Origin of the sequence: Lentzea sp. NPDC092896 (genome assembly GCF_044754905.1) — a bacterium.
Taxonomy (GTDB): Bacteria; Actinomycetota; Actinomycetes; order Mycobacteriales; family Pseudonocardiaceae; genus Lentzea.
In genome coordinates, this window is sequence record NZ_JBIVPX010000013.1 from 170,379 (window position 1) to 194,337 (window position 23,959).

At 69.2% G+C, this 23,959-nt stretch carries 26 protein-coding genes; 11 read left to right on the plus strand and 15 right to left on the minus strand.

Annotated elements, in window-relative coordinates; translation table 11 throughout:
• Positions 1–28: 28 nt before the first annotated feature.
• Genes dtd through ACIQF0_RS43070 form a run of 3 tightly spaced genes read right to left on the minus strand, consistent with a single transcriptional unit; the run spans position 29 to position 3,445 of the window.
• Positions 29–454 (minus strand): D-aminoacyl-tRNA deacylase, encoded by a 426-nt coding sequence (dtd, locus tag ACIQF0_RS43060; protein ID WP_093599539.1) that lies wholly within the window; start codon positions 452–454, stop codon positions 29–31.
• On the minus strand, positions 451–1,938 hold the full coding sequence (locus tag ACIQF0_RS43065; protein WP_401039967.1) for a methyltransferase: 1,488 nt from the start codon (positions 1,936–1,938) through the stop codon (positions 451–453). The genes dtd and ACIQF0_RS43065 overlap by 4 nt, the downstream gene beginning before the upstream one ends.
• Positions 1,939–1,948: 10 nt before the next feature.
• Positions 1,949–3,445 (minus strand): PucR family transcriptional regulator, encoded by a 1,497-nt coding sequence (locus ACIQF0_RS43070; protein WP_401039969.1) that lies wholly within the window; start codon positions 3,443–3,445, stop codon positions 1,949–1,951.
• Between the two features lie 77 nt (positions 3,446–3,522).
• On the opposite strand from ACIQF0_RS43070, the gene ACIQF0_RS43075 reads away from it, so the two are divergent.
• Positions 3,523–3,837, plus strand: a complete 315-nt coding sequence (locus tag ACIQF0_RS43075; protein ID WP_401039972.1) for a DUF3099 domain-containing protein — start codon at positions 3,523–3,525, stop codon at positions 3,835–3,837.
• 282 nt (positions 3,838–4,119) lie between these two features.
• On the opposite strand, the gene ACIQF0_RS43080 is transcribed toward ACIQF0_RS43075, so the two are convergent.
• Both ACIQF0_RS43080 and ACIQF0_RS43085 read right to left on the minus strand, forming a co-directional pair.
• On the minus strand, positions 4,120–4,998 hold the full coding sequence (locus tag ACIQF0_RS43080; RefSeq protein WP_401039974.1) for a carbohydrate kinase family protein: 879 nt from the start codon (positions 4,996–4,998) through the stop codon (positions 4,120–4,122).
• Entirely contained in the window at positions 4,995–5,885 is an 891-nt protein-coding gene (locus tag ACIQF0_RS43085; RefSeq protein ID WP_401039976.1) for a pseudouridine-5'-phosphate glycosidase, read from the minus strand. Before ACIQF0_RS43085 ends, ACIQF0_RS43080 begins: the two co-directional genes overlap by 4 nt.
• Positions 5,886–5,916: 31 nt before the next feature.
• Here ACIQF0_RS43085 and ACIQF0_RS43090 point away from each other — a divergent pair, with 31 nt between their 5' ends.
• Positions 5,917–6,168, plus strand: coding sequence for a DUF3039 domain-containing protein (locus ACIQF0_RS43090; RefSeq protein WP_090006425.1), 252 nt, complete (start codon positions 5,917–5,919; stop codon positions 6,166–6,168).
• A gap of 76 nt (positions 6,169–6,244) precedes the next feature.
• On the opposite strand, the gene ACIQF0_RS43095 is transcribed toward ACIQF0_RS43090, so the two are convergent.
• Positions 6,245–7,348: a YihY/virulence factor BrkB family protein gene (locus ACIQF0_RS43095; protein ID WP_401039980.1), complete on the minus strand. Its 1,104-nt coding sequence runs from the start codon at positions 7,346–7,348 to the stop codon at positions 6,245–6,247.
• 141 nt (positions 7,349–7,489) lie between these two features.
• Here ACIQF0_RS43095 and ACIQF0_RS43100 point away from each other — a divergent pair, with 141 nt between their 5' ends.
• Positions 7,490–9,175 (plus strand): DEAD/DEAH box helicase, encoded by a 1,686-nt coding sequence (locus tag ACIQF0_RS43100; protein ID WP_401040047.1) that lies wholly within the window; start codon positions 7,490–7,492, stop codon positions 9,173–9,175.
• A gap of 45 nt (positions 9,176–9,220) precedes the next feature.
• On the opposite strand, the gene ACIQF0_RS43105 is transcribed toward ACIQF0_RS43100, so the two are convergent.
• Positions 9,221–10,009, minus strand: a complete 789-nt coding sequence (locus ACIQF0_RS43105) for a class I SAM-dependent methyltransferase (protein WP_401039983.1) — start codon at positions 10,007–10,009, stop codon at positions 9,221–9,223.
• Positions 10,010–10,255: 246 nt separating this feature from the next.
• On the opposite strand from ACIQF0_RS43105, the gene ACIQF0_RS43110 reads away from it, so the two are divergent.
• The 4 genes from ACIQF0_RS43110 (at position 10,256) to ACIQF0_RS43125 (ending at position 14,840) form a co-directional block, all read left to right on the plus strand.
• The gene (locus tag ACIQF0_RS43110) at positions 10,256–11,380 is read left to right on the plus strand and encodes a substrate-binding domain-containing protein (RefSeq protein ID WP_401039986.1); all 1,125 of its coding nucleotides are present in this window, start codon (positions 10,256–10,258) and stop codon (positions 11,378–11,380) included.
• A gap of 76 nt (positions 11,381–11,456) precedes the next feature.
• A complete protein-coding gene (locus tag ACIQF0_RS43115) occupies positions 11,457–12,230 on the plus strand; it encodes an ATP-binding cassette domain-containing protein (RefSeq protein ID WP_360043496.1) in 774 nt (257 codons plus the stop codon).
• A 23-nt stretch (positions 12,231–12,253) separates the two neighbouring features.
• Positions 12,254–13,681 carry a sugar ABC transporter permease gene (locus tag ACIQF0_RS43120; RefSeq protein WP_401039989.1) on the plus strand — a complete coding sequence of 476 codons (1,428 nt, stop codon included), beginning with the start codon at positions 12,254–12,256 and terminating at the stop codon, positions 13,679–13,681.
• Between the two features lie 4 nt (positions 13,682–13,685).
• A complete protein-coding gene (locus tag ACIQF0_RS43125; protein ID WP_401039991.1) occupies positions 13,686–14,840 on the plus strand; it encodes an ROK family protein in 1,155 nt (384 codons plus the stop codon).
• 71 nt (positions 14,841–14,911) lie between these two features.
• On the opposite strand, the gene ACIQF0_RS43130 is transcribed toward ACIQF0_RS43125, so the two are convergent.
• The 5 genes from ACIQF0_RS43130 to ppgK form a co-directional block, all read right to left on the minus strand.
• Positions 14,912–15,091 (minus strand): hypothetical protein, encoded by a 180-nt coding sequence (locus ACIQF0_RS43130; RefSeq protein ID WP_231642793.1) that lies wholly within the window; start codon positions 15,089–15,091, stop codon positions 14,912–14,914.
• Positions 15,092–15,509: 418 nt separating this feature from the next.
• Positions 15,510–16,052 (minus strand): helix-turn-helix domain-containing protein, encoded by a 543-nt coding sequence (locus tag ACIQF0_RS43135; protein WP_401039995.1) that lies wholly within the window; start codon positions 16,050–16,052, stop codon positions 15,510–15,512.
• Positions 16,053–16,165: 113 nt separating this feature from the next.
• Entirely contained in the window at positions 16,166–16,792 is a 627-nt protein-coding gene (locus tag ACIQF0_RS43140) for a nucleotidyltransferase family protein (RefSeq protein WP_401039998.1), read from the minus strand.
• A gap of 68 nt (positions 16,793–16,860) precedes the next feature.
• The gene (locus ACIQF0_RS43145; protein WP_360043505.1) at positions 16,861–18,183 is read right to left on the minus strand and encodes an RNA polymerase sigma factor; all 1,323 of its coding nucleotides are present in this window, start codon (positions 18,181–18,183) and stop codon (positions 16,861–16,863) included.
• A 218-nt stretch (positions 18,184–18,401) separates the two neighbouring features.
• A complete protein-coding gene (ppgK, locus tag ACIQF0_RS43150; RefSeq protein ID WP_401040001.1) occupies positions 18,402–19,163 on the minus strand; it encodes a polyphosphate--glucose phosphotransferase in 762 nt (253 codons plus the stop codon).
• 115 nt (positions 19,164–19,278) lie between these two features.
• Here ppgK and ACIQF0_RS43155 point away from each other — a divergent pair, with 115 nt between their 5' ends.
• Positions 19,279–20,073, plus strand: a complete 795-nt coding sequence (locus ACIQF0_RS43155) for an inositol monophosphatase family protein (protein WP_401040004.1) — start codon at positions 19,279–19,281, stop codon at positions 20,071–20,073.
• A gap of 103 nt (positions 20,074–20,176) precedes the next feature.
• Here the strand turns inward: ACIQF0_RS43155 and cei are convergent, their stop codons facing one another.
• A complete protein-coding gene (gene cei, locus ACIQF0_RS43160) occupies positions 20,177–20,902 on the minus strand; it encodes an envelope integrity protein Cei (protein ID WP_401040006.1) in 726 nt (241 codons plus the stop codon).
• Positions 20,903–21,324: 422 nt separating this feature from the next.
• Between cei and ACIQF0_RS43165 the strand changes: the two genes are divergently transcribed.
• On the plus strand, positions 21,325–21,624 hold the full coding sequence (locus tag ACIQF0_RS43165; RefSeq protein WP_030474775.1) for a DUF4193 domain-containing protein: 300 nt from the start codon (positions 21,325–21,327) through the stop codon (positions 21,622–21,624).
• Between the two features lie 63 nt (positions 21,625–21,687).
• Here ACIQF0_RS43165 and ACIQF0_RS43170 read toward each other — a convergent pair whose 3' ends face one another.
• Positions 21,688–22,149: a DUF3093 domain-containing protein gene (locus tag ACIQF0_RS43170; protein ID WP_401040008.1), complete on the minus strand. Its 462-nt coding sequence runs from the start codon at positions 22,147–22,149 to the stop codon at positions 21,688–21,690.
• 24 nt (positions 22,150–22,173) lie between these two features.
• Between ACIQF0_RS43170 and dut the strand changes: the two genes are divergently transcribed.
• Together dut and ACIQF0_RS43180 are read left to right on the plus strand one after the other, a co-directional pair.
• A complete protein-coding gene (dut, locus tag ACIQF0_RS43175) occupies positions 22,174–22,647 on the plus strand; it encodes a dUTP diphosphatase (protein WP_319978224.1) in 474 nt (157 codons plus the stop codon).
• A 4-nt stretch (positions 22,648–22,651) separates the two neighbouring features.
• Positions 22,652–23,269, plus strand: a complete 618-nt coding sequence (locus tag ACIQF0_RS43180) for a DUF3710 domain-containing protein (RefSeq protein WP_360043519.1) — start codon at positions 22,652–22,654, stop codon at positions 23,267–23,269.
• Here the strand turns inward: ACIQF0_RS43180 and ACIQF0_RS43185 are convergent.
• Positions 23,266–23,922, minus strand: coding sequence for an alpha/beta fold hydrolase (locus ACIQF0_RS43185; protein WP_401040011.1), 657 nt, complete (start codon positions 23,920–23,922; stop codon positions 23,266–23,268). The two genes, ACIQF0_RS43180 and ACIQF0_RS43185, sit on opposite strands and share 4 nt — an antisense overlap.
• Between the last annotated feature and the right edge of the window lie 37 nt (positions 23,923–23,959).

The following is a 23,959-nucleotide window of genomic DNA, read 5'->3' on the forward strand; positions in this document are numbered from 1 at the left end:
ATCTGAGGATTGGCTGAGAACCGTTTAGTCAGAGCTCGACGATCACCGTGAACGGACCGTCGTTCACGCTCCGTACCTTCATCTCGGCTCTGAATCGTCCCGTTTCGACGCGCGCGCCCTTTTGGCGTAGTTCCTGCACGACGGCGTTCACCAACGGTTCCGCGTGCTCGGGCCGGGCGGCCGCCGTCCAGGACGGACGGCGGCCCTTGCGAGTGTCCCCGTAGAGCGTGAACTGGCTGACGACCAGCAACGGAGCACCGGTCGACTCACACGACTGCTCGTCGTCGAGGATGCGCAGACCGTGCAGCTTCTGTGCCATTTTGCGAGCGTGCTCGGCCGTGTCGTCGTGATGGACGCCGAGCAGCACCAGCAATCCGGGCTCGTCGATCGCGCCGACGATGGCCCCTTCGACTTCGACACTCGCTTCTGTGACGCGCGCCACAACTGCTTTCACGCGGGAATCAACATTCCGTGCCGGATGAGATCACGAACGATCGGCAAGGCCGCTTCCGCATCGATTTCTCCGTAAGCGAACTCGAGCAGCGCGAGCAGGTCCTCCAACGGCAGTGAGCCGTTGCAACCGGCGACGAGCTTCGCGGTCGCCTCGTCGACCTCGTGCTGCCAGCCGGGCCCGTCCGTGCGGTGCAGGCGCGCGACGACCTTGCGCCAGCCCTCGTCGCCCGGCTCGGACACCTCTTCGAGCAGAACGGTGTCGGCGACCCGGAACCGCCGGCTCAGCAGATCGGGGTTCGCGCGCAGCCACGCGACGTTGTCGAGCCAGCGTGCCGCCTCCGGCCCCAGCGGGTCGTCGTAGGCGTGGCGCAGGTCTTCGCAGATGACCTGGGAGTGCATCTCGTCGGTGCGTCGCAGCGTCACGTAGCCGAAGCCGACGCCCTGGACGTCGTTCTCCTCGAACCAGTCCAGCCACGCCGCGGCCTTCTGCCGTCCCTCGGGGCTGCGCGGGTCGACGCCCGCGTCCTTGAGCCACGTGCCGACGTACAGGGCGGGCTCCGCGATGTCGCGCTGCACGAACCACGCGTCGATGCCGCCGCGAGGCAGCCAGCCGGAGACGCGCTCCTCCCAGTCCTCACCCCTGCGGTGCACCCACGACGCGAGCAGCTGGCCGACGCCGCCCTCGTTGAGGAACGCGGGCAGCTGCCGGATGACCAGCGCCGACGCGTCGTCGCCGCCGAGACCGGAGTCGCGGTAGACGAAGTCCACGCGTGGCGGGCCGACGACGAACGGCGGGTTGCACACGACCTGGTCGAACCGACGGTTGCGGACCGGGCCGAACCACTCGCCCTGCACCGTCTCCACGTCGAGCCCGTTGATCCGGAACGTGCCCTGCGCGAGCCTCAGCGCGCGCTCGGACAGGTCGGTCGCGGTGATGCGCTCGGCGTGCGTGCTCGCGTGCAGCGCCTGGACGCCGCAACCGGTGCCGAGGTCGAGCAGCGTGCCGACCGGCGTGCGCTTGGTCGCGCGGGCGAGGCTGATGGACGCGTGCCCGACGCCGAGCACGTGGTCCTCGGGGACCGCGCTGCCGCGCAGGTCGGAGTCGAGGTCGGCGATGACCCACCAGTTGTCCTCGTACGGCCGCACGTCCAGTCCGGCCTTCAGGCTCGCCGCGTCGAGGGCGGGGGCCAGGACTTCGTTGGCGACGAGGTCGTCGAGGCCGACGCCGTCGAGCGCCTTGCGGACGTCCTGCTCCGGCTCGTGGTCGCCCAGCAGGAAGAGGCGGATCAGCGTGCCGAGCGTCCCGGCGTCCTTGCTCGCGCGGCGGGCGGGTTCGGGCTCACCGCGGCCGAGCGCGGAGTGGGCCTGGGCGCCGAGCGCCTCCACTACGCCGTCCGCGGTGTAGCCGGCGGTCTCGAACGCCCCGCGCAAACGGGCGCAGAGGTCAACAGAAAGATCGGGGTGCACGGGTGGAGATGCTTTCACGCCGCCCAGGTCACCGTGAGTTGTGGAGGGTGATCTGGAGGGCGATGGCCATCGCGAGGCGCTGATCGGGATCGTCGAGGGGGAGCGGCGTCACCTCGGACATCTTCTGCATGCGATACCGCAACGTGTTCGGGTGCACGTTGAGCTCCTTCGCCGCCGCCCGCACGTCGCCCTGAGCCGCGAGCCACGCCCTCAACGTCGTCGCGTACTGAGTTCCGTACTCGGCGTCGTACCGCAATATATTGGATATCGGCCCGCGGGTAGGCAGTCGTCCAGCCTCGGCGACGGCGGCGAGCCGGTGCAGCAGGACCCGCGCCCACGCGTCGTCGTACACAACGGGTGTACCGGTGGAGAGCGCGAGGCATTCATCCGCTTCCTGCCGTGACGTCGGCAGCTGTGTCGCCTCGGCCGGACCGCCGATGCCGGCCAGCACCGTCGCCTCGGCGGGCAGTTCGCGCACCAGCGAGCGCACCCATCCGGCGGCGTCGTCGGCGGCCGGGATGACGGTGTAGAGCACGTTGCCGAACAGCGCGCTGCGCCCAGGCCGCGACCAGCCGAAGCCCGCGGTGGCCCGTTGGAACGCGAGCACCGCGGCCCCGTGCTCGCCCTCGCCCGCGTGGGCCTGGACCGCGATCACCCGCAGGTCTGCGGACGGCAGGCCGAGGCGCACGACGTCGGCGGACTCCGGGTGTTCGAGCAGCCTGATCACCAGGTCCGCCTCGGCCTGGCGTTCGAGGTCGGTCGACGCCCGCGACCGCAGCAGGTGCAACGCCGCCGTGCGCGCCCCGTCGACCAGCGCGGCACTCCGGGCGGCGTCGACCGGCCCCGTCACCTCGACCCAGACGGACCCGAGCAGCTCACGACCCGCCCGCACCGCGGCGACGAGCCGGTTGCCCAGCTGCGGGGTCAGCTTGGGTACGAAGATCGGCTCGTCCGACGACGCGAGGTGCGTGAACACGCCGAACTCGTCCAACGCCCGCCGCGCCTCCTCCGGAACGCGCCGCCCGAGGATGGTCTGCACGCGAACGGGGTCGACGTCCTCCTGCCGGTAGGAGTAGGCGAGCACCCGCGACTGCTGGTCCTCGATCGTCACCGGCCCGCCCACGACACCCGCGATGACGTCGGCCAGACCGAACAGGTCGCCGGTCCGCGTACCGCCGTTGACCAGCGTCTGCGTGACGTTCGCGAGCTGTCCCCACGGCACGGACGGATCCACGAGCAACACCGCCGCGCCGGACTTCTTGGCCGCGGCGATCACCCGTTCGTCGAGCGGCGGCCTCCCGTGCAACACGACGGCGGAAGCCGCGGTGGAGGACACCAGACGCGCCGCGGCGGCCACTGATGGCGTGCCCAGCCCGAGAAGCACGTCGCCCGCCGCGGCCGGCGTGTTCTCCGCCGGATCGTGCAGGGCCACCCCGCGCAGTTCGGCGTCACGGCCCCTCGGCGCGCAGGCCAGATGCGTGCCCAGACTGCCGAGCACGTCCACGAGGCGATCAAGGGCGACCACCCGCGGATGTTAACCGCCGACCGGGTGTCCCGGCGGTCACTCGGACGTGGGAGCATGAGACACGTGGAGGTGGTGTCGTGAGCAGTCCCGACCGGAACGACACCCCGGTGTTGATCACCGAGGCGGCCCCGTCCTACGAGGAACAGCACGCCGCTCGGCGCCGCAAGTACGCGATCATGATGAGCCTGCGCTTCCCGTGCCTCATCCTCGCGGCGTTGTTCGCTCACATCTGGTGGCTCGCCCTGTTCTTCATCGTGCTGTCCGTGCCGCTGCCGTGGATGGCAGTGCTGATCGCGAACGACAGGCCGCCGCGCAAGACCGAGAAGGCCAACCGCTACGAGGTCGAGCGCCGCGCCATCACCCAGAAGAGCACCACCGTCATCGACGGCTGACCGCCGCCGAATCCGCACGACCAGGCCGTCGCCGAACGCCGCCCGCTCCTTTGCAATGACTCTTTGGACTTCGTCCGCAAACGTCTCATTGCTAGGGCTAGCCCCTGCTCGCCTCACCTTTGCAATGAGTCTTTTGCGGACGTCCGCAAACGTTTTTTGCATCCGGCTGGCCGAGGAGGACGCCGCGAACTGGGCCGATGGCCCCGGCGGTGAGGGTGGCGGGGCGCGCGAAGGGGCACCGGTATATCAGCGGTGAGCTGATATACCGGCTGGACCCAAGGGCTAACGGGGCGGTTGGGCGCCCACGACGCTGACCGCGCGAGAGCCTGCCCGGACACCGCCGAGGAGTGCGTCGCGCTTGGACGCGCCGGACAGCCAGGCCGCGAGGAAGCCCGCGTCGAAGGCGTCGCCCGCGCCGGTCGAGTCGACGCACTCGGTGACTTCAGCGGGGACTGAGATCAGCTCGTCGGCGTCGACCCACGCCGCTCCGTCAGGGCCCGAGGTGACCACGACGGCGCCGACGTGGGACAGCAGGGACTTCGCCGCGGCCGGTTCGGAGGAGCCGGTGAGGGCGAGGAGTTCGTCGGCGTTGGGGAGCAGGAAGTCGACGCCGCGCACGTCCTCGAGGAACGCCTCGGCCGAGTGGATCAGGACGGCTGCCTGGGGGTCCACGGACGTCGTCCAGCCCGCCGTGCGGGCGGCTTCGAGCACGGCCAGGCCGGCGGGGCGTGAGGTTGCGTCGAGCAGCACGTAGCCGGACAGGTGCAGGTGGCCGTCGGTGCCGGTGAGCAGGCCCGGGTCGAGATCGGCGGGGGAGAAGCGGGCGTTCGCGCCGCGGTCGGGCAGCATCGAGCGCTGGCCGTTCTCGTCGACCAGGACGACTACGCAGCACGTCGCCAGGTCCTGGTCCACAGCGAAGGCGCACTGGACGCCAGCGTGGGTGAGTTCGGCGTGGACCTGGCGTCCGGCCGAGTCGGCGCCCACGCGGGCCACCAGGACCGGTGAGGCGCCGCACGCGGCCAGCCACACGGCCGTGTTGGCGCCGGCGCCGCCGGGCTCGATGGTGACTTTCGCGCGCACGTCGCCGCCGTGGGCGATGGGGCCGGAGTGGCGGGCGACCACGTCGAGGCCCGCGTCACCGACGACCACGATCGGCCTCATCGGAACAGCTCAACGGCGACAGCGGCGGCGACCGAGGCGTTGTTGACGACGAGTTCCTCGTTGGCGTCGAGGCTGACGCCCTCGCTGGCGGTGTGGAAGTGCTCCAGCAGGACGGGCGTGACGTCCTTGCCGCGCACGTCCCCGTCGACGAGCTTCCGCAGACCCTCGGCGAGCAGGCGGTCGTGCAGGGCGGTGTCCATCTCGAACGCGGCGGGGATCGGGTTCGCGAGCAGCATGCCGCGACCACCGGCCGCGAAGACGGCGGCGGCCTCGGCAGTGGTCTCGACGCGCCACGGGACGTCGAACTCCGACTCGCGGCGGTAGAAGGCGGGGAAGCGCGAGGTCTGGTAGCCGACGACCGGCACCGAACGGGTCTCGAGGACCTCCAGGGTGGCGCCCATGTCCAGGATCGACTTCACGCCCGAGCAGACGATCAGCACCGGCGTCGTCGCCACCACGTCGAGGTCGGCCGACACGTCCCACGTCTCGCGCGCGCCGCGGTGCACGCCGCCGAGACCGCCGGTCGCGAAGACGCGGATGCCCGCCTGGTGGGCCAGGGCCGTGGTCGAGGCCACGGTCGTCGCGCCGCTGCGGCCCAGGGCGTAGGCGGGGCCCAGGTCGCGCAACGAGAGCTTCACGAGGTCGCCCGCGTTGCAGACGCGGTCGAGCTCGGCGGAGGTGAGGCCGACGTGGGGCACGCCGTCGAGCACCGCGATCGTCGCGGGCACGGCGCCGGCCTCCCGCACGACCTTCTCCAGGCGTGCGGCGACGGCCAGATTGCGCGGCGCGGGCAGGCCGTGGGACAGGATGGTGCTCTCAAGAGCGACGACGGGCCGGTTCTCGGCCAGTGCGGCGGCAACTTCATCGGCGATGTGCAGCGTGGTCACGAGGGGACATCATCCCAGGTACCCTGGGCGCGTGAGCACCCAGACTCTTCCTGAGGTCGACGTACGGCCGGACGAGACCGACCAGTCTTCGGACGACACGCCGAAGATGTTCCACTACGTGCGCAAGGCGAAGATCGCCGAGAGCGCCGTGATGGGCACGCACGTGGTCGCGCTGTGTGGCGAGGTCTTCCCGGTCACGCGGTCGCCGAAGCCCGGTTCGCCGGTGTGCCCGGACTGCAAGAAGATCTACGAGAACCTGCCTCCCGGCGGAGACGGCGACTGAGCCTCGGCCCCAGAACCTCACACGCCCGGCGCCTCGAGTCGACTCGAGACGTCGGGCGCTGCTGTTCTCGTGCCCGCTAGCCCCGCTGCTTCTCCTCCTCCGAGTGGGACCGCTGCTCCTGGATCTTGAGCGGCGTCGTCAGCTGCGTGTCGGCGGGGGACGGCGCGGAGTAGACCGTGTCGTTCGCTTCCGATTTGGGTCGCGCGGTCTCCTCGCGGATGCGGGACGCCGCGCGTTCCATCTCGAGCCTGCGCCAGCGGCGGCGCTGGCGGCGGGTCATGCGGGCGGGCCACATGTCCTGGATGGCGCTGTTGAAGTACGCGCCGATCGTGATGGCCAGGCCGATGAAGAACACGAACAGCAGGAACGCGATCGGTGTCGCCAGCGCGCCGTAGGTGTAGCCGGTGGTGGTGATCCATTGGATGTACAGGCGCAGCCCGATGGACGACAGGATGAACACCGCCATCGCGAGGATCGCGCCGGGCAGCACGCGGTGGTACGGCAGCCTTCGCGGCAACGCGACCTTGTAGAGCAGCGACAGCGACAGCACCAGCAGCAGCGCCACGCCGGGGTAGTAGAACCGGCCGACCCACGTCGCGATGTACGGCTGCCAGGACGTCGGGAAGAACTGCGGCAGGACGTCCGGGCCCAGCGCCAGCACCGGCAGGCCGATCACCAGTGCCACCAGGGAGATCATGTAGAGCAGCAGGGCGAAGATCCGCTGCCACAGCTCGTTGCGCACGCCGTACTGGCCGTGGGCGACCGTGATCGCGTCGACGAACGACGACATGGCCGACGACCCCGCCCACAGCGAGATCAGGAAGCCGATGGAGACGATCTCGCCCTTGCCGGTCGAGAGGATCTCCGCGACGGTCGGCTGGATCACGCCGTTGACGACGTCCGCGCTGAAGATCGTCCGGGTGAATCCGATGATCTTCTCCTGGACGGAGAGGACGATCTCGGGGCCGAACCAGGTGCCGATCCAGCCCATCGAACCCAGCACGCCGAGCAGTAGTGGCGGGAACGACAGCGTCTGCCAGAACGCGGCCTCGGCGGCTTCTGAGAAGATGTTGCCCTGCCACGCCTTCGACAGCGTGCGCGCGAGTAGACGCAGCGGCCCCTTGCGGCCGGACCTGCGTGCGTCGTTGTCGGAAGGCGAACCCATCGCAGTGACAAGCATGGTGCATACCGCCACGTTTCGCGGCATCGACGCTCGGAACAGGTACAGTCGCGGTGCCCTCGGCCACCGTCCGCCTGAGGGTATTGCCTTGTTTGACCTGCATAAATGAGGAGAAACACGTCTGTGACAGCGACAGCAGCAATGCGACCGCTGCGGGCATGGCAGCGCCGCGCGCTGACCAAGTACCTGGCCGTGAAGCCGAAGGACTTCCTCGCCGTCGCCACGCCGGGCGCGGGAAAGACGACGTTCGGACTGCGTGTCGCCGCGGAGCTGCTGGCCGATCGGACGATCGAGGCCGTCACGATCGTGACCCCCACCGAGCACCTCAAGCACCAGTGGGCGAAAGCGGCTGCCGAACAGGGCATCCACATCGACTCGAACTTCCGCAACACCAACGCGATGACCTCCCGCGACTACCACGGCGTGGCCGTCACTTACGCGCAGGTCGCCGCCCATCCGACGTTGCACCGGGTGCGCACCGAGAACCGCAAGACGCTCGTGCTGCTCGACGAGGTGCACCACGGCGGCGATGCCAAGTCGTGGGGTGACGCGATCCGTGAGGCGTTCACGCCCGCCGTGCGCCGCCTCTGCCTGACCGGCACGCCGTTCCGCTCCGACGACTCGCCGATCCCGTTCGTGCAGTACGAGGAGAGCAACGGCGGCTTCAAGACGTCCAAGGCGGATCACACTTACGGGTACTCCGACGCGTTGCGCGACGGCGTGGTGCGGCCCGTGCTGTTCCTGGCGTACTCCGGTGAGGCGTCGTGGCGGACCAGCGCGGGCGAGGAGTTCACCGCACGCCTGGGCGAACCGCTGACGCAGGAACAGACCGCGCGGGCGTGGCGCACCGCCCTGGACCCGGCCGGCGACTGGGTGGCGTCCGTCCTGCGCGCTGCCGATCAAAGACTCACCCAGAAGCGCGAGAACGGCTTGCCCGACGCGGGCGGCCTGGTGATCGCGACCGACCAGACCGTCGCGAAGGCCTACGCGCAGGTGCTCCAGCGCGTCACGGGCCACATCCCCACGCTCGTCCTCTCCGACGACCCGAAGGCGTCCGGCAAGATCGCCGAGTTCGCCGCGACCACCGAACGCTGGATGATCGCCGTCCGCATGGTGTCCGAGGGCGTCGACGTGCCACGCCTCGCCGTCGGCGTCTACGCCACGTCGTCGTCGACGCCGTTGTTCTTCGCCCAGGCCATCGGCCGCTTCGTGCGCAACCGGAAGCCCGGCGAGACCGCCTCGGTGTTCCTGCCTTCGGTGCCGGTGCTGTTGCAGCTCGCGTCCGAGCTGGAGGCCGAACGCGACCACGTCCTGGGCAAGCCGCACCGCGAGAAGGACGGCTGGGACGACGAGCTGATGGCGGCGGCCAACCAGGCCAAGGACGAACCCGGTGAGGACGAACGCGCCTTCACGGCCCTGGGCACCACCGCCGAGCTCGACCAGGTGATCTTCGACGGCTCGTCATTCGGCGCCCCGACCCTCGCGGGCTCTGAGGAGGAGCAGGAGTACCTCGGCCTGCCGGGGCTGCTGGAGCCCGACCAGGTGCGCACCCTGCTGCTGCAGCGGCAGGAGGAGCAGATGGCGACGGCCGCCAAGCGCCCCAAGCCCGAGGTCGCGGTGCGGGAGGCGAGGCCCGTCGGCGTGCAGGAACGCCTCGCGTCGCTGCGCAAGGAGCTCAACACCCTCGTCGCGATGCACCACCACCGCACGAAGAAGCCGCACGGCAAGATCCACAACCAGCTGCGCGAGTACTGCGGTGGACCGCCGACCGCGATGGCCACCATCGAACAGCTCGAAGAGCGGATCTCGACCCTGCGTTCCTGGTAGGGCGCTCCTGGTAGAGCCAGAGTCCCGCAGCTGATATCCGATATATCAGCTGCGGGTGACGGCGACGGCCAGCGTGTCGTAGTGCGTCGTGAAGTGGCCGCCGATCGCGTCGATCGCGCCGCCGACGGCGTCGAGGAGCCCGGTGACCTGCTCCGCGCTGAGCAGGGCCATCGGGCCCATGGTGAGCATGAGGTCGAGGTACTCGGCGGTCGTGTAGGTCTGCTCCCAGCTCGCGCGCCACTGGTCGGCGTAGGAGAACGCCCCGGTGGCGACGAACGCCTCACCCGTGCGCACGCAGCCAGCCTGATAGGCCTCGAACGCCTCCTCGCGGCTCTGGCCGACGCGGAACGGGATGTCCGGCGCCGCCTTCCGGTAGGCGTCCATGAAGGCCTGGGCGATCGGCTCGGGCGGCGCGAACACGTGCCAGAGCGCCACGAACACCCCGCCGGGCCGCAACACCCGTGCGACCTGCCGTGGACCGGCCTCGGCATCGACCCAGTGCCACGCCTGCCCGGCGACGACGGCGTCGAACTCGCGGCCGGCGGGATCCCAGGTCTCGAACTTCGACACCTCGACGGGAACGCCGGTGCCACGGGCGAACTCGGCCATCCGCTCGTCGTGCTCCACGCCGAGCACCTCGCACCCGGTCGCACGCAAGGGGCGGGACAGGACACCGGTGCCGCAGCCGACGTCGACGACGCGGGGGCCAGGACTGACCTCGATGATCTTCCGCACCAACTCGTCCGGGTAGGTCGGACGGGTGCGGTCGTAGCGAGCCGCGTCGGCACCGAACGAGTTCGCCAGCCTTTCGGCGGCTTCCTTGTCGACGGTCATGCACCCAACCTAGGGGTGTCCGGGAGGTGACAGGCGAGTGTTCGCCGCGGGCGATATCCGATATATCGCCGCTGGAATCAGTAGCGTGGTGGTAACGCTCTCACGACTCTCAGTGACTAAATTTCGCCAGGGTTACCGCATCGTTGCGACTTAATCGATCCAGTGTGGTTCCGGTCACGCATATGTCAGGCATACGTTGTGCGCCACAACATTCTCTGTGACACAGCGCAGTGAAAGGGATGGCGGATGCGCAGCAAGACTCTCGCTTCCATCGCTGTTACCGCGGGCCTCGCCCTGGCGGTTACGGCGTGCGGCGCCAACACGTCCTCCAGCACCGGAGGAAGCACCGAAACGAAGACTGGCAGCGGCACGGGCGCGAAGGTCGGCGTGATCCTGCCCGAGACCAAGACCTCCGCCCGCTGGGAGGGCTTCGACAAGCCCCTCCTCGAGGCCGCTCTGAAGGCCGAGGGTCTCGACCCCGACATCCAGAACGCCCAGGGTGACGTCCAGAAGTTCAGCACCCTCGCCGACGGCATGATCAACAACGGCGTCAAGGTCCTGATCATCGCCACGCCCAACAGCGAGGTCGGTGCCTCCGTCGCCAAGAAGGCGCAGGCCCAGGGCATTCAGGTCATCGACTACGACCGCCTGAACACCGGTGGCTCCTCGTCGTACTACGTGTCGTTCGACAACGTGAAGGTCGGCGAGCTGCAGGGCCAGGGCATGGCCGACGCGCTCAAGGACGCCCCGCAGGGCGCGAACGTCATCGAGATCGAGGGCGCGCCGACGGACAACAACGCGACCCTCTTCGCGGACGGCCAGAAGAAGATCCTCAAGCCGCTGTACGACTCGGGCAAGCTCAAGCTCGTCCAGTCGCAGCCGATCGACGACTGGGACAACCAGAAGGGTGGTCAGGTCTTCGAGCAGATCCTGACCGGCAACGGCGGCAAGGTGGACGGCGTCGTCGCCGCGAACGACGGTCTCGCCGGCGCGATCATCACCGTGCTGAAGAAGGTCGGCCTCAACGGCAAGGTGCCGGTCACGGGTCAGGACGCGACCCCGGACGGCCTGCAGGCCGTTCTGCTCAAGGACCAGTACATGACCGTCTTCAAGCCGATCAAGGAAGAGGCCGAGGCGGCTGCCAAGCTGGCCGGTTTCCTCGCCAAGGGCGACACCGCGGGCGCTGACAAGCTGGCCTCCGGCGTCACCAAGGACACCAAGGCGAGCCGCGACGTCAAGTCCGTTCTCCTCACGTCGCAGCTGATCACCCGCGACAAGGTCAAGGTCGTCGTGGACTCCGGCTTCGTCAAGGCCTCCGAGGTCTGCGTGGCCGCCACCCAGGCTGCCTGCACCGAGCTCGGCATCAAGTAGGACCGCTCGTGACGAGGGCGGGGTGCGCGTCTGTCGCACCCCGCCTCTCGCCGCGTGTTACCCCGGAGGAAACCCAGTGAGCGAGCCGATTCTCGAGCTGCGCGGCATCAACAAGAGCTTCGGTCCCGTGCACGTCCTGCACGACATCGACCTCGACGTCAACCCAGGCGAGGTCACTGCCCTCGTCGGCGACAACGGCGCGGGCAAGTCGACGCTGGTCAAGTGCATCGCGGGCATCCACCCGACCGATTCGGGTGAGGTCCTGTTCGAGGGCCAGCCGGTCCACATCAAGGGCCCGCGTGAGGCCGCCGAGCTCGGTATCGAGGTCGTCTACCAGGACCTCGCTCTGGCCGACAACCTCGACATCGTCCAGAACATGTTCCTCGGCCGTGAGCGCACCAAGGCTGGTCTGCTCGACGAGTCCGACATGGAACAGGCGGCGCGCAAGACGCTGGCGTCGCTGTCGGTGCGCACGGTCAAGTCCGTCCGCACGCAGGTCTCGTCGCTGTCCGGTGGTCAGCGCCAGACCGTGGCGATCGCCAAGGCCGTGCTGTGGAACAGCAAGGTCGTGCTGCTCGACGAGCCCACCGCCGCACTCGGCGTCGCGCAGACGCGCCAGGTCCTCGACCTGGTCCGCCGCCTCGCGGAGCAGGGCCTGGGCGTCGTCCTGATCAGCCACAACATGAACGACGTGTTCGAGGTCGCCGACAAGATCGCGTGCCTCTACCTCGGCCGCATGGCCGCCGTCGTGTCGACGAAGGACGTCACGCACGGACAGGTGGTCGAGCTGATCACCGCCGGCCGTTCCGGTGACCTGGGCATCGCGCGCCCCGAGGCGGCGACGATCTGATGAGTACCGAAGAGGCGAGCAGCATGACCGACACCACCGAAACGAACGAGGCGGAGGCCCCGCAGGGCGCCATCTCCGACTTCGGCATCGACACGACCTCCCGTTCCACCGGCGAGGCCATCAGGGACTACTGGTCCAGTGTCCGCGGCGGCGAGCTCGGCTCACTGCCCGCTCTGCTCGGACTGATCGTGCTGCTCATCGTGTTCAGCTCGCTGTCCGACTCGTTCTTCACCCTCGGCAACCTCGCCAACCTGCTCCAGCAGGGCGCCAGCATCACCATCATCGCGATGGGCCTGGTGTTCGTGCTGCTGCTCGGCGAGATCGACCTGTCCGCCGGCACCGCGTCCGGTGTGACGGCCTCGGTGATGGCGCTGGACCTGATCCACGGCGGCAACCTGCTCGGCGGCATGAGCGACGGGGTCTTCTACGTCTTCTGCGGCTGGCTGGTCCTCGCGGTCGGCCTCTCGCTGCTGATGCGCCTGTGGACCGGCGTCGCGCTGTCCGGCATCGCGCTGGTCATCGCTCTGCTCGGCGTGCCCGCGAACGCGTGGATCGGCATGCTGCTGGCGATCTGCGTCGGCGCGTCGATCGGCTGCATCACCGGCTACCTGGTCGCGAAGGTCGGCATCCCGTCGTTCGTCGTGACCCTGGCGCTGTTCCTCGTGTGGAGCGGTGTGGTGCTGCAGTTCATCGGCCAGGGCGGCACGCTCGGCCTGCGCGACGACACGATCTTCCAGGTCGCCAACGGCAACATCGGCACCGCCGGGTCGTGGATCCTGTGCGTGGTCGCGGTCGGCGGCTACGCGGCCCTCGTGCTCAACCGGCACTTCACCCGGCTGCGCAAGGGACTCGTCGCCCAGCCGACGGCGCTGGTGCTGACCAAGATCGGCGGCCTCGCGCTGCTGGCCGCGGTCGCCACGTTCGCGCTGACGCAGAACCGGTCGCCCAGCACCCTCGTGGTGATCGCGGGCGTGCCGTACGTCGTGCCGCTGGTGCTCGTCCTGCTGGTGATCGGCACGTTCGTGCTCGACCGCACCAGCTACGGCCGTCACCTCTACGCGGTCGGCGGCAACAAGGAGGCCGCGCGCCGCGCCGGCATCAACGTGGAGAAGATCCGGATGAGCGTCTTCGTCATCGCCTCCTCGGCGGCGGCGATCGGTGCCATCGTCTACTCCTCCAAGGTCGGCTCCGTCGACCCGAACGCCGGTGGCGGCAACACCCTGCTGATGTCGGTCGGTGCGGCCGTCATCGGTGGCACGTCGCTGTTCGGCGGCAAGGGCCGGCTGCGTGACGCCGTCATCGGTGGTGCGGTGCTGGCGGTCATCGCGAACGGCATGGGCCTGCTCAAGCAGCCCTCCGCCGTCGTGTTCATGGTGACCGGTCTCGTCCTGCTGCTCGCCGCGAGCGTCGACGCGTTGTCCCGCCGCCGGGCGGCCACCGCGGTTCGCTGACGAGGTGACTGGACCTACGTCCGGCACTCGTCCCGACGAGATCCGCAGGCACAACAGGACGGCGCTGCTGCGTCGCCTGCACATCGACGGACCGTCCACCAGGGCGTCGCTCGCGGCTGAGCTCGGTCTCAACCGCAGCACGATCAAGGCCCTGGTGGACGGCCTCGCCGAAGCCGGTGTGGTCGCCGAACGCGTGCCCGCTCTGCGCAGCGGAGCGGGCCGCCCCTCCCTTCTGGTGCTGCCCCAGCCGCACGCCGCCGTCGTCATCGCGATCGACGTGCGGGTGGAGCACGTGGCGATGGGGTTCGTCGGCCTCGGTGGGGAGATCCTCGGGCGGGACAGCTGGAACCTGCACCGGACGCGTGATCCGGGGGAGGTCATCACGCACATCGTCGAGTCGGCGCGCCTCATGGCCGACGACCTCGACGCCACCGCGGTAGGGGTGGGCGTCTCGGTGCCCGGCGTCGTGCGACGCGCCGACGGGCACGTGCACGAGGCACCCAACCTGCACTGGACCGGTGTGGCACTCGGCAAACGCCTGGAGGCGGTGCTGAAGCTGCCGGTCCAGGTCGGCAACGACGCGGAGCTCGGCGCACTCGCGGAGCACGTGCGCGGTGCGGCGCGGGAGTCGGCGGACATGGTCTACATCTCCGCGGACGTCGGCGTCGGCGGGGGAGTGATCCTGTCCGGGCAGCCGTTGCGCGGCTCCGGCGGCTACGTCGGCGAACTCGGGCACATGGTGGTCAACCCGCGCGGCCTGCGGTGCTACTGCGGCTGCGACGGCTGCTGGGAGACCGAGGTGGGCGAACCGGCGCTGTGCCGGGCTCTGGGGCTTCCCGACGACGCACCGCGCGGCGCCGTCGTCGCGGCACTGCGGGCGCTCGACGACCCGTCGGTGCTCGACGAGTTCGCCGGCTGGCTCGCACTGGGGCTCGCGAACATCGTCAACGTCCTCGGCCCGGAGCTCGTCGTGCTCGGCGACCTGTACACGGCGCTGCCGCCGTCGGTGGTCGACTCGGTGAGCGCGGCCGTGCAGGTGCGCAGCCTGGTCTCCCGCGCGGTCGGCGGAACCCAGGTCGTGACCTCACCGCTGGGCAGGGACGCGAAGCTCGTCGGAGCGGCCGAACTGGCCTTCGAACCCGTCCTGGACGCCCTGTAAGAGCCTGGAAAAGCGAAGGGGGCGGAGATCCCTGGAGGATCTCCGCCCCGAGCGGCTAGGTGGGGTGGAAGTCAGCCCTGCTGAATTTCAGCAGCGAGTTCGCGCAATTTCTCACTGTGCGCCCGGGCGTGGTGCCCGCAGAACAGCAGCTCGCCCCCGGACGGGAGCAAAGCGCGAACCTGGGCAGCAGCCCCGCAGCGGTCGCAGCGGTCGGCAGCGGTCAACTCGGGGCGGGTGAGTGCTGCAGTCATGATGAATCTCCCTCCGTCCCGGCAACGGAACTGAGGTGTTCCGGTGCCCTCTTACCAAGCTGCGACCACAGCGCCCCTGGCAGGTGCGCGGTGCTCGCTGGCTCCACTCTGACAGACGTTTCGGCGATAGTCAGTGTTCCCGTGTACGTGGCGACTCGCGTCACTATCCGATTTACCCGGCTGCAGCAGACCTACACATGTGTTTGCCACCGGTTCACAGTCTTGACACGCACGCTGAGCAACCAGAAACCCGCTGGTGGAGCAGCACGTTCGGGCCATCCGGTCGGTTGCGTGCGGCCGGGAGTGTGATATCGGTTGCCCTTGTCCGCCCTCCGCGAACAGGTCACGAACGTCCCACGATTCGGACGCGGAACCGTGATCAAACTCCCGGTCGAGCGCTTGTTCGGGCCCTGTCCGATCAGCTCGCGAGGGCCGCGCTGATCGCTCGTGCGGCGTGCCCCACGGCCTCCCTCAGGGCCGTGGCGCTGCGTCCGTTGTCGAGCACCGCGGACACCGTGCCGATGACGCTGCTGGACGGCGTGCGCACCGGAGCGCTGACGAACTCCATGCCCGCCGGCACCGTCGCCCCCGGCCGCAACCGTGCGACGTCCTCGGCCCGCACGATGCTCGCCGCCGCGACCAGCACCCGGTCCCGCCGCGGCACCGTGAGGATCGTCGACGTCCTGATCGTCGCGGACAACGCCCGCAACGGCTGCCGGGCCACCCGCAGGATGCCGGGAGCAGGTTCCCAGGCCTGCCCGAACCGGAACATCTGCGCGCCGATGCGATAGCGGCCGCGCACGTTCTCCACCGCGCCCAGGTCCTCCATCTGCTCCAGAAGCCTGTGCACCGTCGTCTTCGGCATGTCGCAGCGATCGGCGAGCCGCGTGAGCCCCAGCTCACCCTCGTCCATCAGCTTGTCCAGCAGTGAGAAAGCCCCTTCGAGTACCGACCTGCCCATGTTTTCCCGCCCCCTCGTTCCGTTGTCCGGAACTGTCCCTGTGCACCCCTCCGGCACAGCTGCACACTTGATGCTGTCGCGGATGCATAGGCGGCACATGAGTACAGGGGTACTCATCTTTCGGATGCGTTCGATCTCGGCTGCTCAGGCCAGGGCAGCACGGTGAGCTCCGGCCACTGCCCACGCCAGCGCGTGGTCTTGGCCTCGTAGACGGCGCGGGGAGCGAGCACGGGGTTGGGGCGGACGACGAGGTTGAACACGTCAGCGAGACCGTGCGGCGCGTAGACACGCCACTTGCCGTTGGTCTCAAGGCGGACGCCCAGACAGCACGTGGTCGCCGCGAACGAGTCGATGGCCGCCTCGGTCGACGTGTAGGGCGCGCACGGAACCCCGAAATGATCCTCGTACCAGAGGTGCACCCGCGCTTCGTTGCGGATCTCGACGACCGCGGGCAGCTCGGCGAACGCGCGTCCACCGGCCTGGATGACCTCGTTCTCGGCGTCCCAGCCGAGATCGGAGTCGTCGAAGTAGAACAGGTCGTAGTCCCTGATGCCCTCGGCCGGCGGGCGGCCGGTGACCACGTTCCACACCGTCTGGAACAGACACCCGGCGGTCAGGTACCACCCCGGGAGGTTCAGTCCGGCGGCGCCGCGCAGGACCTCCATCAGGACGTCGTTGCGAGCGAGGATCGCGCGCAACGCGTCGACCTGTTCGTCCACCGGGAGCCGGCCGAGGATCATGCCGCAGCAAAACACAACAGCCCCGCACCGAACCGGTGCGGGGCTGTGTGCGTATGACTGGGTAAGACCTAGTCGAGGTAGTCGCGCAGAACCTGCGAACGCGACGGGTGACGCAGCTTCGACATCGTCTTGGACTCGATCTGGCGGATGCGCTCACGCGTGACGCCGTAGACCTGACCGATCTCGTCCAGCGTGCGCGGCTGGCCGTCGGTGAGACCGAAGCGCAGCCGGACGACGCCCGCCTCGCGCTCGGACAGCGTCGCGAGCACGGACTGGAGCTGGTCCTGCAGCAGCGTGAACGAGACGGCGTCGACAGCGACGACGGCCTCGGAGTCCTCGATGAAGTCACCGAGCTGGCTGTCGCCCTCGTCGCCGATCGTCTGGTCCAGCGAGATGGGCTCACGCGCGTACTGCTGGATCTCCAGCACCTTCTCGGGCGTGATGTCCATTTCCTTGGCGAGCTCCTCCGGGGTGGGCTCGCGGCCCAGGTCCTGGAGCAGTTCGCGCTGGATGCGACCGAGCTTGTTGATGACCTCGACCATGTGCACCGGGATGCGGATGGTGCGGGCCTGGTCGGCCATCGCGCGGGTGATCGCCTGACGGATCCACCAGGTGGCGTACGTGGAGAACTTGTAGCCCTTGGTGTAGTCGAACTTCTCGACGGCGCGGATCAGACCCAGGTTGCCCTCCTGGATCAGGTCCAGGAACGCCATGCCGCGGCCGGTGTAGCGCTTGGCCAGCGACACGACGAGACGGAGGTTCGCCTCGAGCAGGTGGTTCTTGGCGCGCTCGCCGTCACGGACGATCCAGCGCAGGTCGCGGCGCAGCTGCGGGGTGAGCTTCTCCGCGTCCTCCTCGGAGCGGCGCACGCGCTCGGCGGCGTAGAGACCCGCCTCGATGCGCTTGGCGAGCTCGACCTCCTCCTCTGCGTTGAGGAGGGCGACCTTGCCGATCTGCTTGAGGTAGGCGCGGACCGAGTCGGCCGAGGCGGTGAGTTCCGCGTCCTTGCGCGCCTGGCGCAGGGCCTCGGACTCCTCCTCGTCCCAGACGAAGTCGCCCGTCTTGCTGTCGGCGGTGTCCTCCGCCTCCTCGGGCTCGTCCACGACGGGCTCGTCGACGATCTCGACGTCCTCGACCAAGTCCTCGGCGCCGGGGGCGCCTTCCATGTCCTCGGGCTCGTCGCCGCTCTTGGCGGTGCCCTTCGCGGCAGGATCGGCCTTGCCGGCCGTCTTGCGCGGGGCCTTGGCGGCGGCTGCGGGCTTCTTCGCTGCCGCAGCGGTCGTCTTGCGCTTCGGCTTCTCCTCGGCCTCGCCGGCCGCGGTCGCCTTGGTGGTCCTGGCGGCGCTCGCGGCGGAGCTGGAGCGTCGGGTTGCGGATTCTGCGGCTGCCACGTACGCCCTTTCGCGACGGTCGTTCAAGGCAAACCAGAGGGCGCGAAACCTCGGTCGCCAGAGTTCGGGGGATCTCCCCGCCGATCTTGCTTGGCGGGTGTGCGTTCCATTGTAACGACGTCCGTGACTCGGTGTTGCGCCCCGAGGTGCTTCGAGGCGCTCTCACCTGCGTTCTCGCAGCTAGATCGAGTCGGACACGTTTCGGTGTCGAACGCTTCTCAAGGCCTGACGCCGTGCGCGGCGGCCCACGCGGCACCGACGATGCCCGCGTCGTTCTTGAGCGCGGCCGCGACGACCTCGGTGCGGACCTCGAGCAACGGCAACCACTTGTGCGCCTTCTTGCTCACGCCACCGCCCGCGATGACGAGGTCGGGCCAGATGAGGTCCTCGAGCACGTTGATGTAGCGGGTCACCCTGGGCGTCCACTCCTCCCAGGACAGGCCCTTGTCCTCCTTCACGGAGGCGGCCGCGCGCGATTCCGCGTCGTGCCCGTCGACCTGGAGGTGACCGAACTCGGTGTTCGGGACGAGCTTGCCGTCGAGGAACACCGCGCTGCCGATGCCCGTGCCGAACGTCAGCAGCACCACGGTCCCGTTCTTGCCGACGCCCGCGCCGAACGACATCTCCGCGATGCCGGCGGCGTCCGCGTCGTTCATCACGACGATGTCCTCGGGCTTGCGCTTGAGGCGCTCCGCGAAGAGCTGCTGGGCGTCGCAGTTGATCCAGCCCTTGTCCACGTTCGCGGCACTGAGGGCGACACCGTGCTTGACCACGCACGGCAGCGTGACGCCGACCGGGCCGTCCCACTGGAACTTCTCGACGATCTCCGCGACGACCTCCGCCACCGCCTCCGGTGTCGAAGGCTGGGGCGTGGGGATCCGCATGCGTTCGCCGTCCAGTGTTCCTGCCTCGAGGTCGACCAGGCCGCCCTTGACGCCGGAGCCGCCGATGTCCACACCGAACCCGCGGGTGATGCCCATCCCCGTGGTCCTTCCTACTCGATCCTGCTTGCTTCGATTCAGTACCTGTGGTGCGCAGACATTAGCCTGACGGTCTCCGATAGTCCCGTGCTAGTGACGCAGGAGGGAACCGGTCGTGTTCGATCCCCGGCCACTCGTCGACATCGCGACGGCCATCGGACAGGAAGCGGGCGCACTTGTTCAGCGCATGCGTGCTTCCGCCGTCGTCTCGTTCGACACCAAGAGCACTTCGACGGACGTGGTGACCGCCGCGGACCGCGCCTCAGAACAACTCGTCCGGACGCGTCTTTCCGAGTTGCGCCCCGGCGAGCCGGTGCTCGGCGAGGAGGAGGGCGGAACCGTCGTCGAAGGCCTGACCTGGGTGGTCGACCCCATCGACGGCACCGTCAACTACCTCTACGGAATCCCCTGGTACTCGGTGTCGATCGCAGCGCAGCTCGACGGCGAGTCCGTCGCGGGCGCCGTGGTGGAACCGGCGACCGGCCGCGTGTGGACCGCCGCACGCGGGTACGGCTCCTTCTTGGACGGTGCGCCGTTGCGCGTCTCCGCGACGACCGACCTGTCTCTCTCGTTGCTCGGGTACGGGTTCGCCTACCGGCCGGAGCGGCGTCAGCGGCAGGCCGACGCGTGGGCGCGGATGTCGACTCGGGTGCGCGACCTGCGCCGGGCCGGTGCGGCGTCGCTCGACCTCTGCTCGGTGGCCGCCGGCCGGCTCGACGCCTACACGGAGCACGCCCTCGGCCGGTGGGACTGGGCGGCCGGCGGGCTGATCGCCGCGGAGGCCGGTGCGGTCGTGCGGCTGCCTGGTTCTTCTCCCGAGCTGGGGGAGGACGCGACGTTCGCCGCCACGCCCGGGATCGCCGACGAGCTGTACACCGCGCTCGCCGAATCCGGCTACGGCGAGGTCTGAGAACCGCAGGTCACAGCGCTAATATATTGGTTGTGCAAAGAACGTTTGCGGACATCCGCAAACGTTCTTTGCATGAAGAGCCAGTGGTGTCGGTGCTTGAAGATCAGGAGCAGGTTACGTCGCGCGCGCCGGCCAGGCTGTCGGCGCTCAGCGTCGGCGGGGCGGCCGCGGCCACCTGACCGCCCTGCTGCTCCGGCTGCTGCTCGGCCCACTCCTTGAGCTGGTCGAGCACCTTGCGGGCGTCGCTGTTCGGCTTGACCTCGTCGAACTTCTTGCCGATCGCGATGTCGAGGGTCGCGTCCTGGCGGTCGTCGCGCACGAGTTCCAGGCACGGTTCCAGCAGCGACAGCGTCCTCGCGGCCGACGCTCCGGGCGCGCCGAAGCGGATCTGGCCGCGGCAGTTCATGTCGCCCGCCGGGTAGACCAGGTCGTTGCCGGGGTCGGCCGCCTGCTTCAGGCCGAGCTCGGTGAACATCGTCGCGACGGCCTTGGCGTGGTTGCGCTGCGTCGAGGCGTTGACGACCTTGAAGTTGACCTCGCCGACCGGCACCGGGTTCGTGCGGTCGAGCGCGTCGTGTTCCAGGACGGTGCCCAGCGGCGGTGGCGGTGCCGTCGAATCGGCGGCCGGATCGGCCCCCGCGACAGCCGAGGTCGTCGTCGCGACGTTGCCGGGTGCGTTGCACTTGATGGCCGCGTCCACGTCGCCCGCGTTGCCGAGCACCTTCACCCACACGAACACGGAACTGACCAACAGCACCGCGAACAGGACGAGCGCGGGCACGGGCCGACGCCTCTTGTAAGGCGTCAAGCTTCCCGATGCGGATCCCACGTTCGAAGCCCTCCCCGTGATCCGTCCCCTGAGATCAGCCTAGGCCCTGCCCGGCTGTTGCGCGCCCCGACGTGCGTGACCGACCGCACCGGCCTGATTGCTCACAGTCAGGACGGTACCGGCCCGGCGCCAGGTTGCACGCCAGAGTGCGCGTGCTCCCGCACAGGGTATCGGTCCAGCGTAGAAAGGTTGTGTCACCCGTCCGGTCGGTAAGGGGTAACCCGATGACGAGCCACCTGGGCAATGAGCTACCCTCTGCGCGCTCCGCACACATTTCGATCAAGCCGACGGTCACGTCAAGGGGGTTGGCTTGCCCGCCGGGTGTGCGAGACCTACGTCACCTTGACGTGGGGCACAAAAGAGGTCGCTGGAGCGTTAACCAGCGACACGAACAGTCTCCGTAGACCGCAGGGGTGAAGAAGATGGCGACCGACTACGACGCGCCGCGTCGCAGCGAGGCGGACGAACTCGCTGAGGACTCCCTCGAGGAGTTGAAAGCCCGGCGGAACGAGACGCAGTCCGGCGTCGTCGACGTCGACGAGGACGCGAGCGCGGAGAACTTCGAGCTTCCGGGCGCCGACCTGTCCGGTGAGGAGCTCACGTTCAAGGTCCTGCCCAAGCAGGCCGACGAGTTCACGTGCTCGAAGTGCTTCCTGGTGCACCACCGCAGCAGGCTCGCCGAGGACAACGGCGGCACGTACATCTGCCGGGACTGCGCCTGAGTTCAGTCCGCCGAAGAAAGAACTGGGCGCTCACCCTCACGGGTGGCGCCCAGTTGTGTTCTTTCAGGACTTGATCGCGGCGGCGAGCTCGTTCGGATGCCGCGTGCTGATCACCCAGTAGGGCGTCGGGTCCTCGGGGTCGGTCACGCGGACCCGCACGAGCGGCTTGACCCAGCCGCGGTGCACGACGAACGCCGCCGGGTCGAGTTCGCGGCCCATGACCCTGCGGCGGTCCTCGGCGGCGATGATCTCGACGTTGCCGAGCAGCTCCAGCGGGATGTGCGCGTCACCCGCGCGCAGTTCGCCGTCCGCGACCTCCACCTTCGTCGATCCCATCCGCACGATCAGCACGATCGTCAGCGGCAGCAGGATCACGTACGGCAGCCAGGAACGGACGCCGGGGAAGCCCATGTGCACCTCGGCGGCCAGCAACGCGGCCGCGAGCAGCGGCAGCGGCCAGATCCACCACGTCACGTACAGGCGTTCGCGGAAGGTCGTAGTGGCGGTCACGGCAGTCTCACTCACGTCGTCAGGGTAATCTCGGCCGCCGTGTCCAGCGTCGAGGTGTTGCTGACCCGGCTCGATCCGGGGGTTCCCGTGCCCGCCTACGCCCGTCATGGCGACGCGGGCGCTGATCTGGTCACCACGTCGGACGTGGTCATTCCACCAGGTGAGCGCGCCGTGGTCGGCACCGGTGTCGCCATCGCGCTGCCCGACGGGTTCGCCGGGTTCGTGCACCCGCGGTCCGGACTGGCCGCGCGGGTCGGCCTGAGCGTGGTGAACACGCCGGGCACGATCGACTCCGGCTACCGCGGTGAGATCCGCGTTTGCCTCGTGAACCATGATCTCCGTGAGCCGATCGCGCTGTCGCGTGGCGACCGGATCGCCCAGCTCGTCGTGCAACGCGTCGAGCACGCGGTGTTCCGTGAAGTCACCGAGTTGCCGGAAACGGAACGCGGTGCGGGAGGCTATGGCTCGACCGGCGGGCACGTGGTGCTCGCCCGGATGAAGGCGGAGGGGTAGGGGCATGTTCGGAAGGCGCCGCAAGCGCGGTCGTCACTCCTCGGGGGCGGTCGACACCGGTCCTGAGCACGACGAGGTCTTCGACGACGTCGACGGCCCGTGGGACTCGACGGTCGCGCCCCAGGACGACGTGGAGCGGCTCGACCTGGGATCTGTGCAACTGCCGATGCCGGACGAGGCCCAGTTGCAGGTCGAGATGGACCAGCAGAACGGCTCCGTGCGCGCCGTGCACGTCCTCACGTCCGTCGGCCAGCTGACGGTCAGCGCGTTCGCCGCGCCGAAGTCGGGCGGTCTCTGGCGTGAGGTCGGCGCCGAGCTGATCGACGGCCTCAAGGAGGACGGCGCCCGAATCAACCGCGAGAACGGCGAGTGGGGCGAGGAGATCACCGCGCGCAACCAGGGCGTGCAGATCCTCTTCGTCGGCGTCGACGGCCCGCGCTGGATGCTGCGCGGCGTCGCGGCCGGTCCCGAGGAGCACTTCGAGCAGAACTCGCAGGCGCTGCGCGAGATGCTGCGCGGCACCGTGGTCGTGCGCGGCGAGCAGCCGATGCCGCCCCGCACCCCGCTGCCGGTCGAGCTGCCGGAGGCGATCGCCCGGCACATCCAGCAGCAAGAGGGCTAACGAGCCCGCTGCCACGCCTGCACCGCACGCCCCAGTGCGTGCGGGTAGGCGTTCAGCGTCGTTGTGACGAGCACGGCGCGTGGGATGGCATCCGCCCAAGCCCGCGCGACCGCGATCGGGTGCACCGGGTCATCTGTGCACCCGACGATTCCCGTCGGCACGTCCAGCGACTTCAGCTCGTCCAGCGTCGGCGCGAGCGACTCGGCGGCCTCTTCGAGGTGCGGCACGAGCTGGTCGCCGTAGCCGCGCCAGGCCCGGTTCAGCTCGTCGTGCAGCCAGCCGGTCGTGCCGGCGAGCGCCGTCGTCAGTCCCTGCGTGCGGACGATCTCCGCGCTGGCCCTGGCCGCGAGCGCCGCCGGTGCCTCGTCCGGTGCTCCGGTCCACGCGGGCAGCGCCAGGACCAGCCCCGCGCACCGGTCCGGGTTGGCCACGGCCCACCGCGCGGCGACGTGCGCGCCGAGTGAGACGCCGCCTACCACGATCGGGTGGCCTGCCGGGGCATTTTCGAGGGCCGTCAACCGTTCACTGAGTGTGCGAACGCTTGGTGCGTCAAGAACGGCACCGACCTGCGACAACGGCTCGGTGAAGACAGATCGGACGAACACCTCGTCGGAGGCGGTTCCGGGCAGCAGGAGGACGGTCTCGGCAGGCACACCCGAGATTGTCGTTGCCCGTGCGTACCCTCACTGT

Excerpts from the sequence above, each read along its gene's own strand:
- ACIQF0_RS43080 (WP_401039974.1), bottom strand. The coding sequence starts at position 4,998 with ATGAGGCCGATCGTGGTCGTCGGTGACGCGGGCCTCGACGTGGTCGCC.
- ACIQF0_RS43095 (WP_401039980.1), bottom strand. The coding sequence starts at position 7,348 with ATGCTTGTCACTGCGATGGGTTCGCCTTCCGACAACGACGCACGCAGG.
- ACIQF0_RS43100 (WP_401040047.1), top strand. The coding sequence starts at position 7,490 with ATGCGACCGCTGCGGGCATGGCAGCGCCGCGCGCTGACCAAGTACCTG.
- ACIQF0_RS43105 (WP_401039983.1), bottom strand. The coding sequence starts at position 10,009 with ATGACCGTCGACAAGGAAGCCGCCGAAAGGCTGGCGAACTCGTTCGGT.
- ACIQF0_RS43110 (WP_401039986.1), top strand. The coding sequence starts at position 10,256 with ATGCGCAGCAAGACTCTCGCTTCCATCGCTGTTACCGCGGGCCTCGCC.
- ACIQF0_RS43120 (WP_401039989.1), top strand. The coding sequence starts at position 12,254 with ATGACCGACACCACCGAAACGAACGAGGCGGAGGCCCCGCAGGGCGCC.
- ACIQF0_RS43130 (WP_231642793.1), bottom strand. The coding sequence starts at position 15,091 with ATGACTGCAGCACTCACCCGCCCCGAGTTGACCGCTGCCGACCGCTGC.
- ACIQF0_RS43135 (WP_401039995.1), bottom strand. The coding sequence starts at position 16,052 with ATGGGCAGGTCGGTACTCGAAGGGGCTTTCTCACTGCTGGACAAGCTG.
- ACIQF0_RS43140 (WP_401039998.1), bottom strand. The coding sequence starts at position 16,792 with ATGATCCTCGGCCGGCTCCCGGTGGACGAACAGGTCGACGCGTTGCGC.
- ppgK (WP_401040001.1), bottom strand. The coding sequence starts at position 19,163 with ATGGGCATCACCCGCGGGTTCGGTGTGGACATCGGCGGCTCCGGCGTC.
- ACIQF0_RS43165 (WP_030474775.1), top strand. The coding sequence starts at position 21,325 with ATGGCGACCGACTACGACGCGCCGCGTCGCAGCGAGGCGGACGAACTC.
- ACIQF0_RS43180 (WP_360043519.1), top strand. The coding sequence starts at position 22,652 with ATGTTCGGAAGGCGCCGCAAGCGCGGTCGTCACTCCTCGGGGGCGGTC.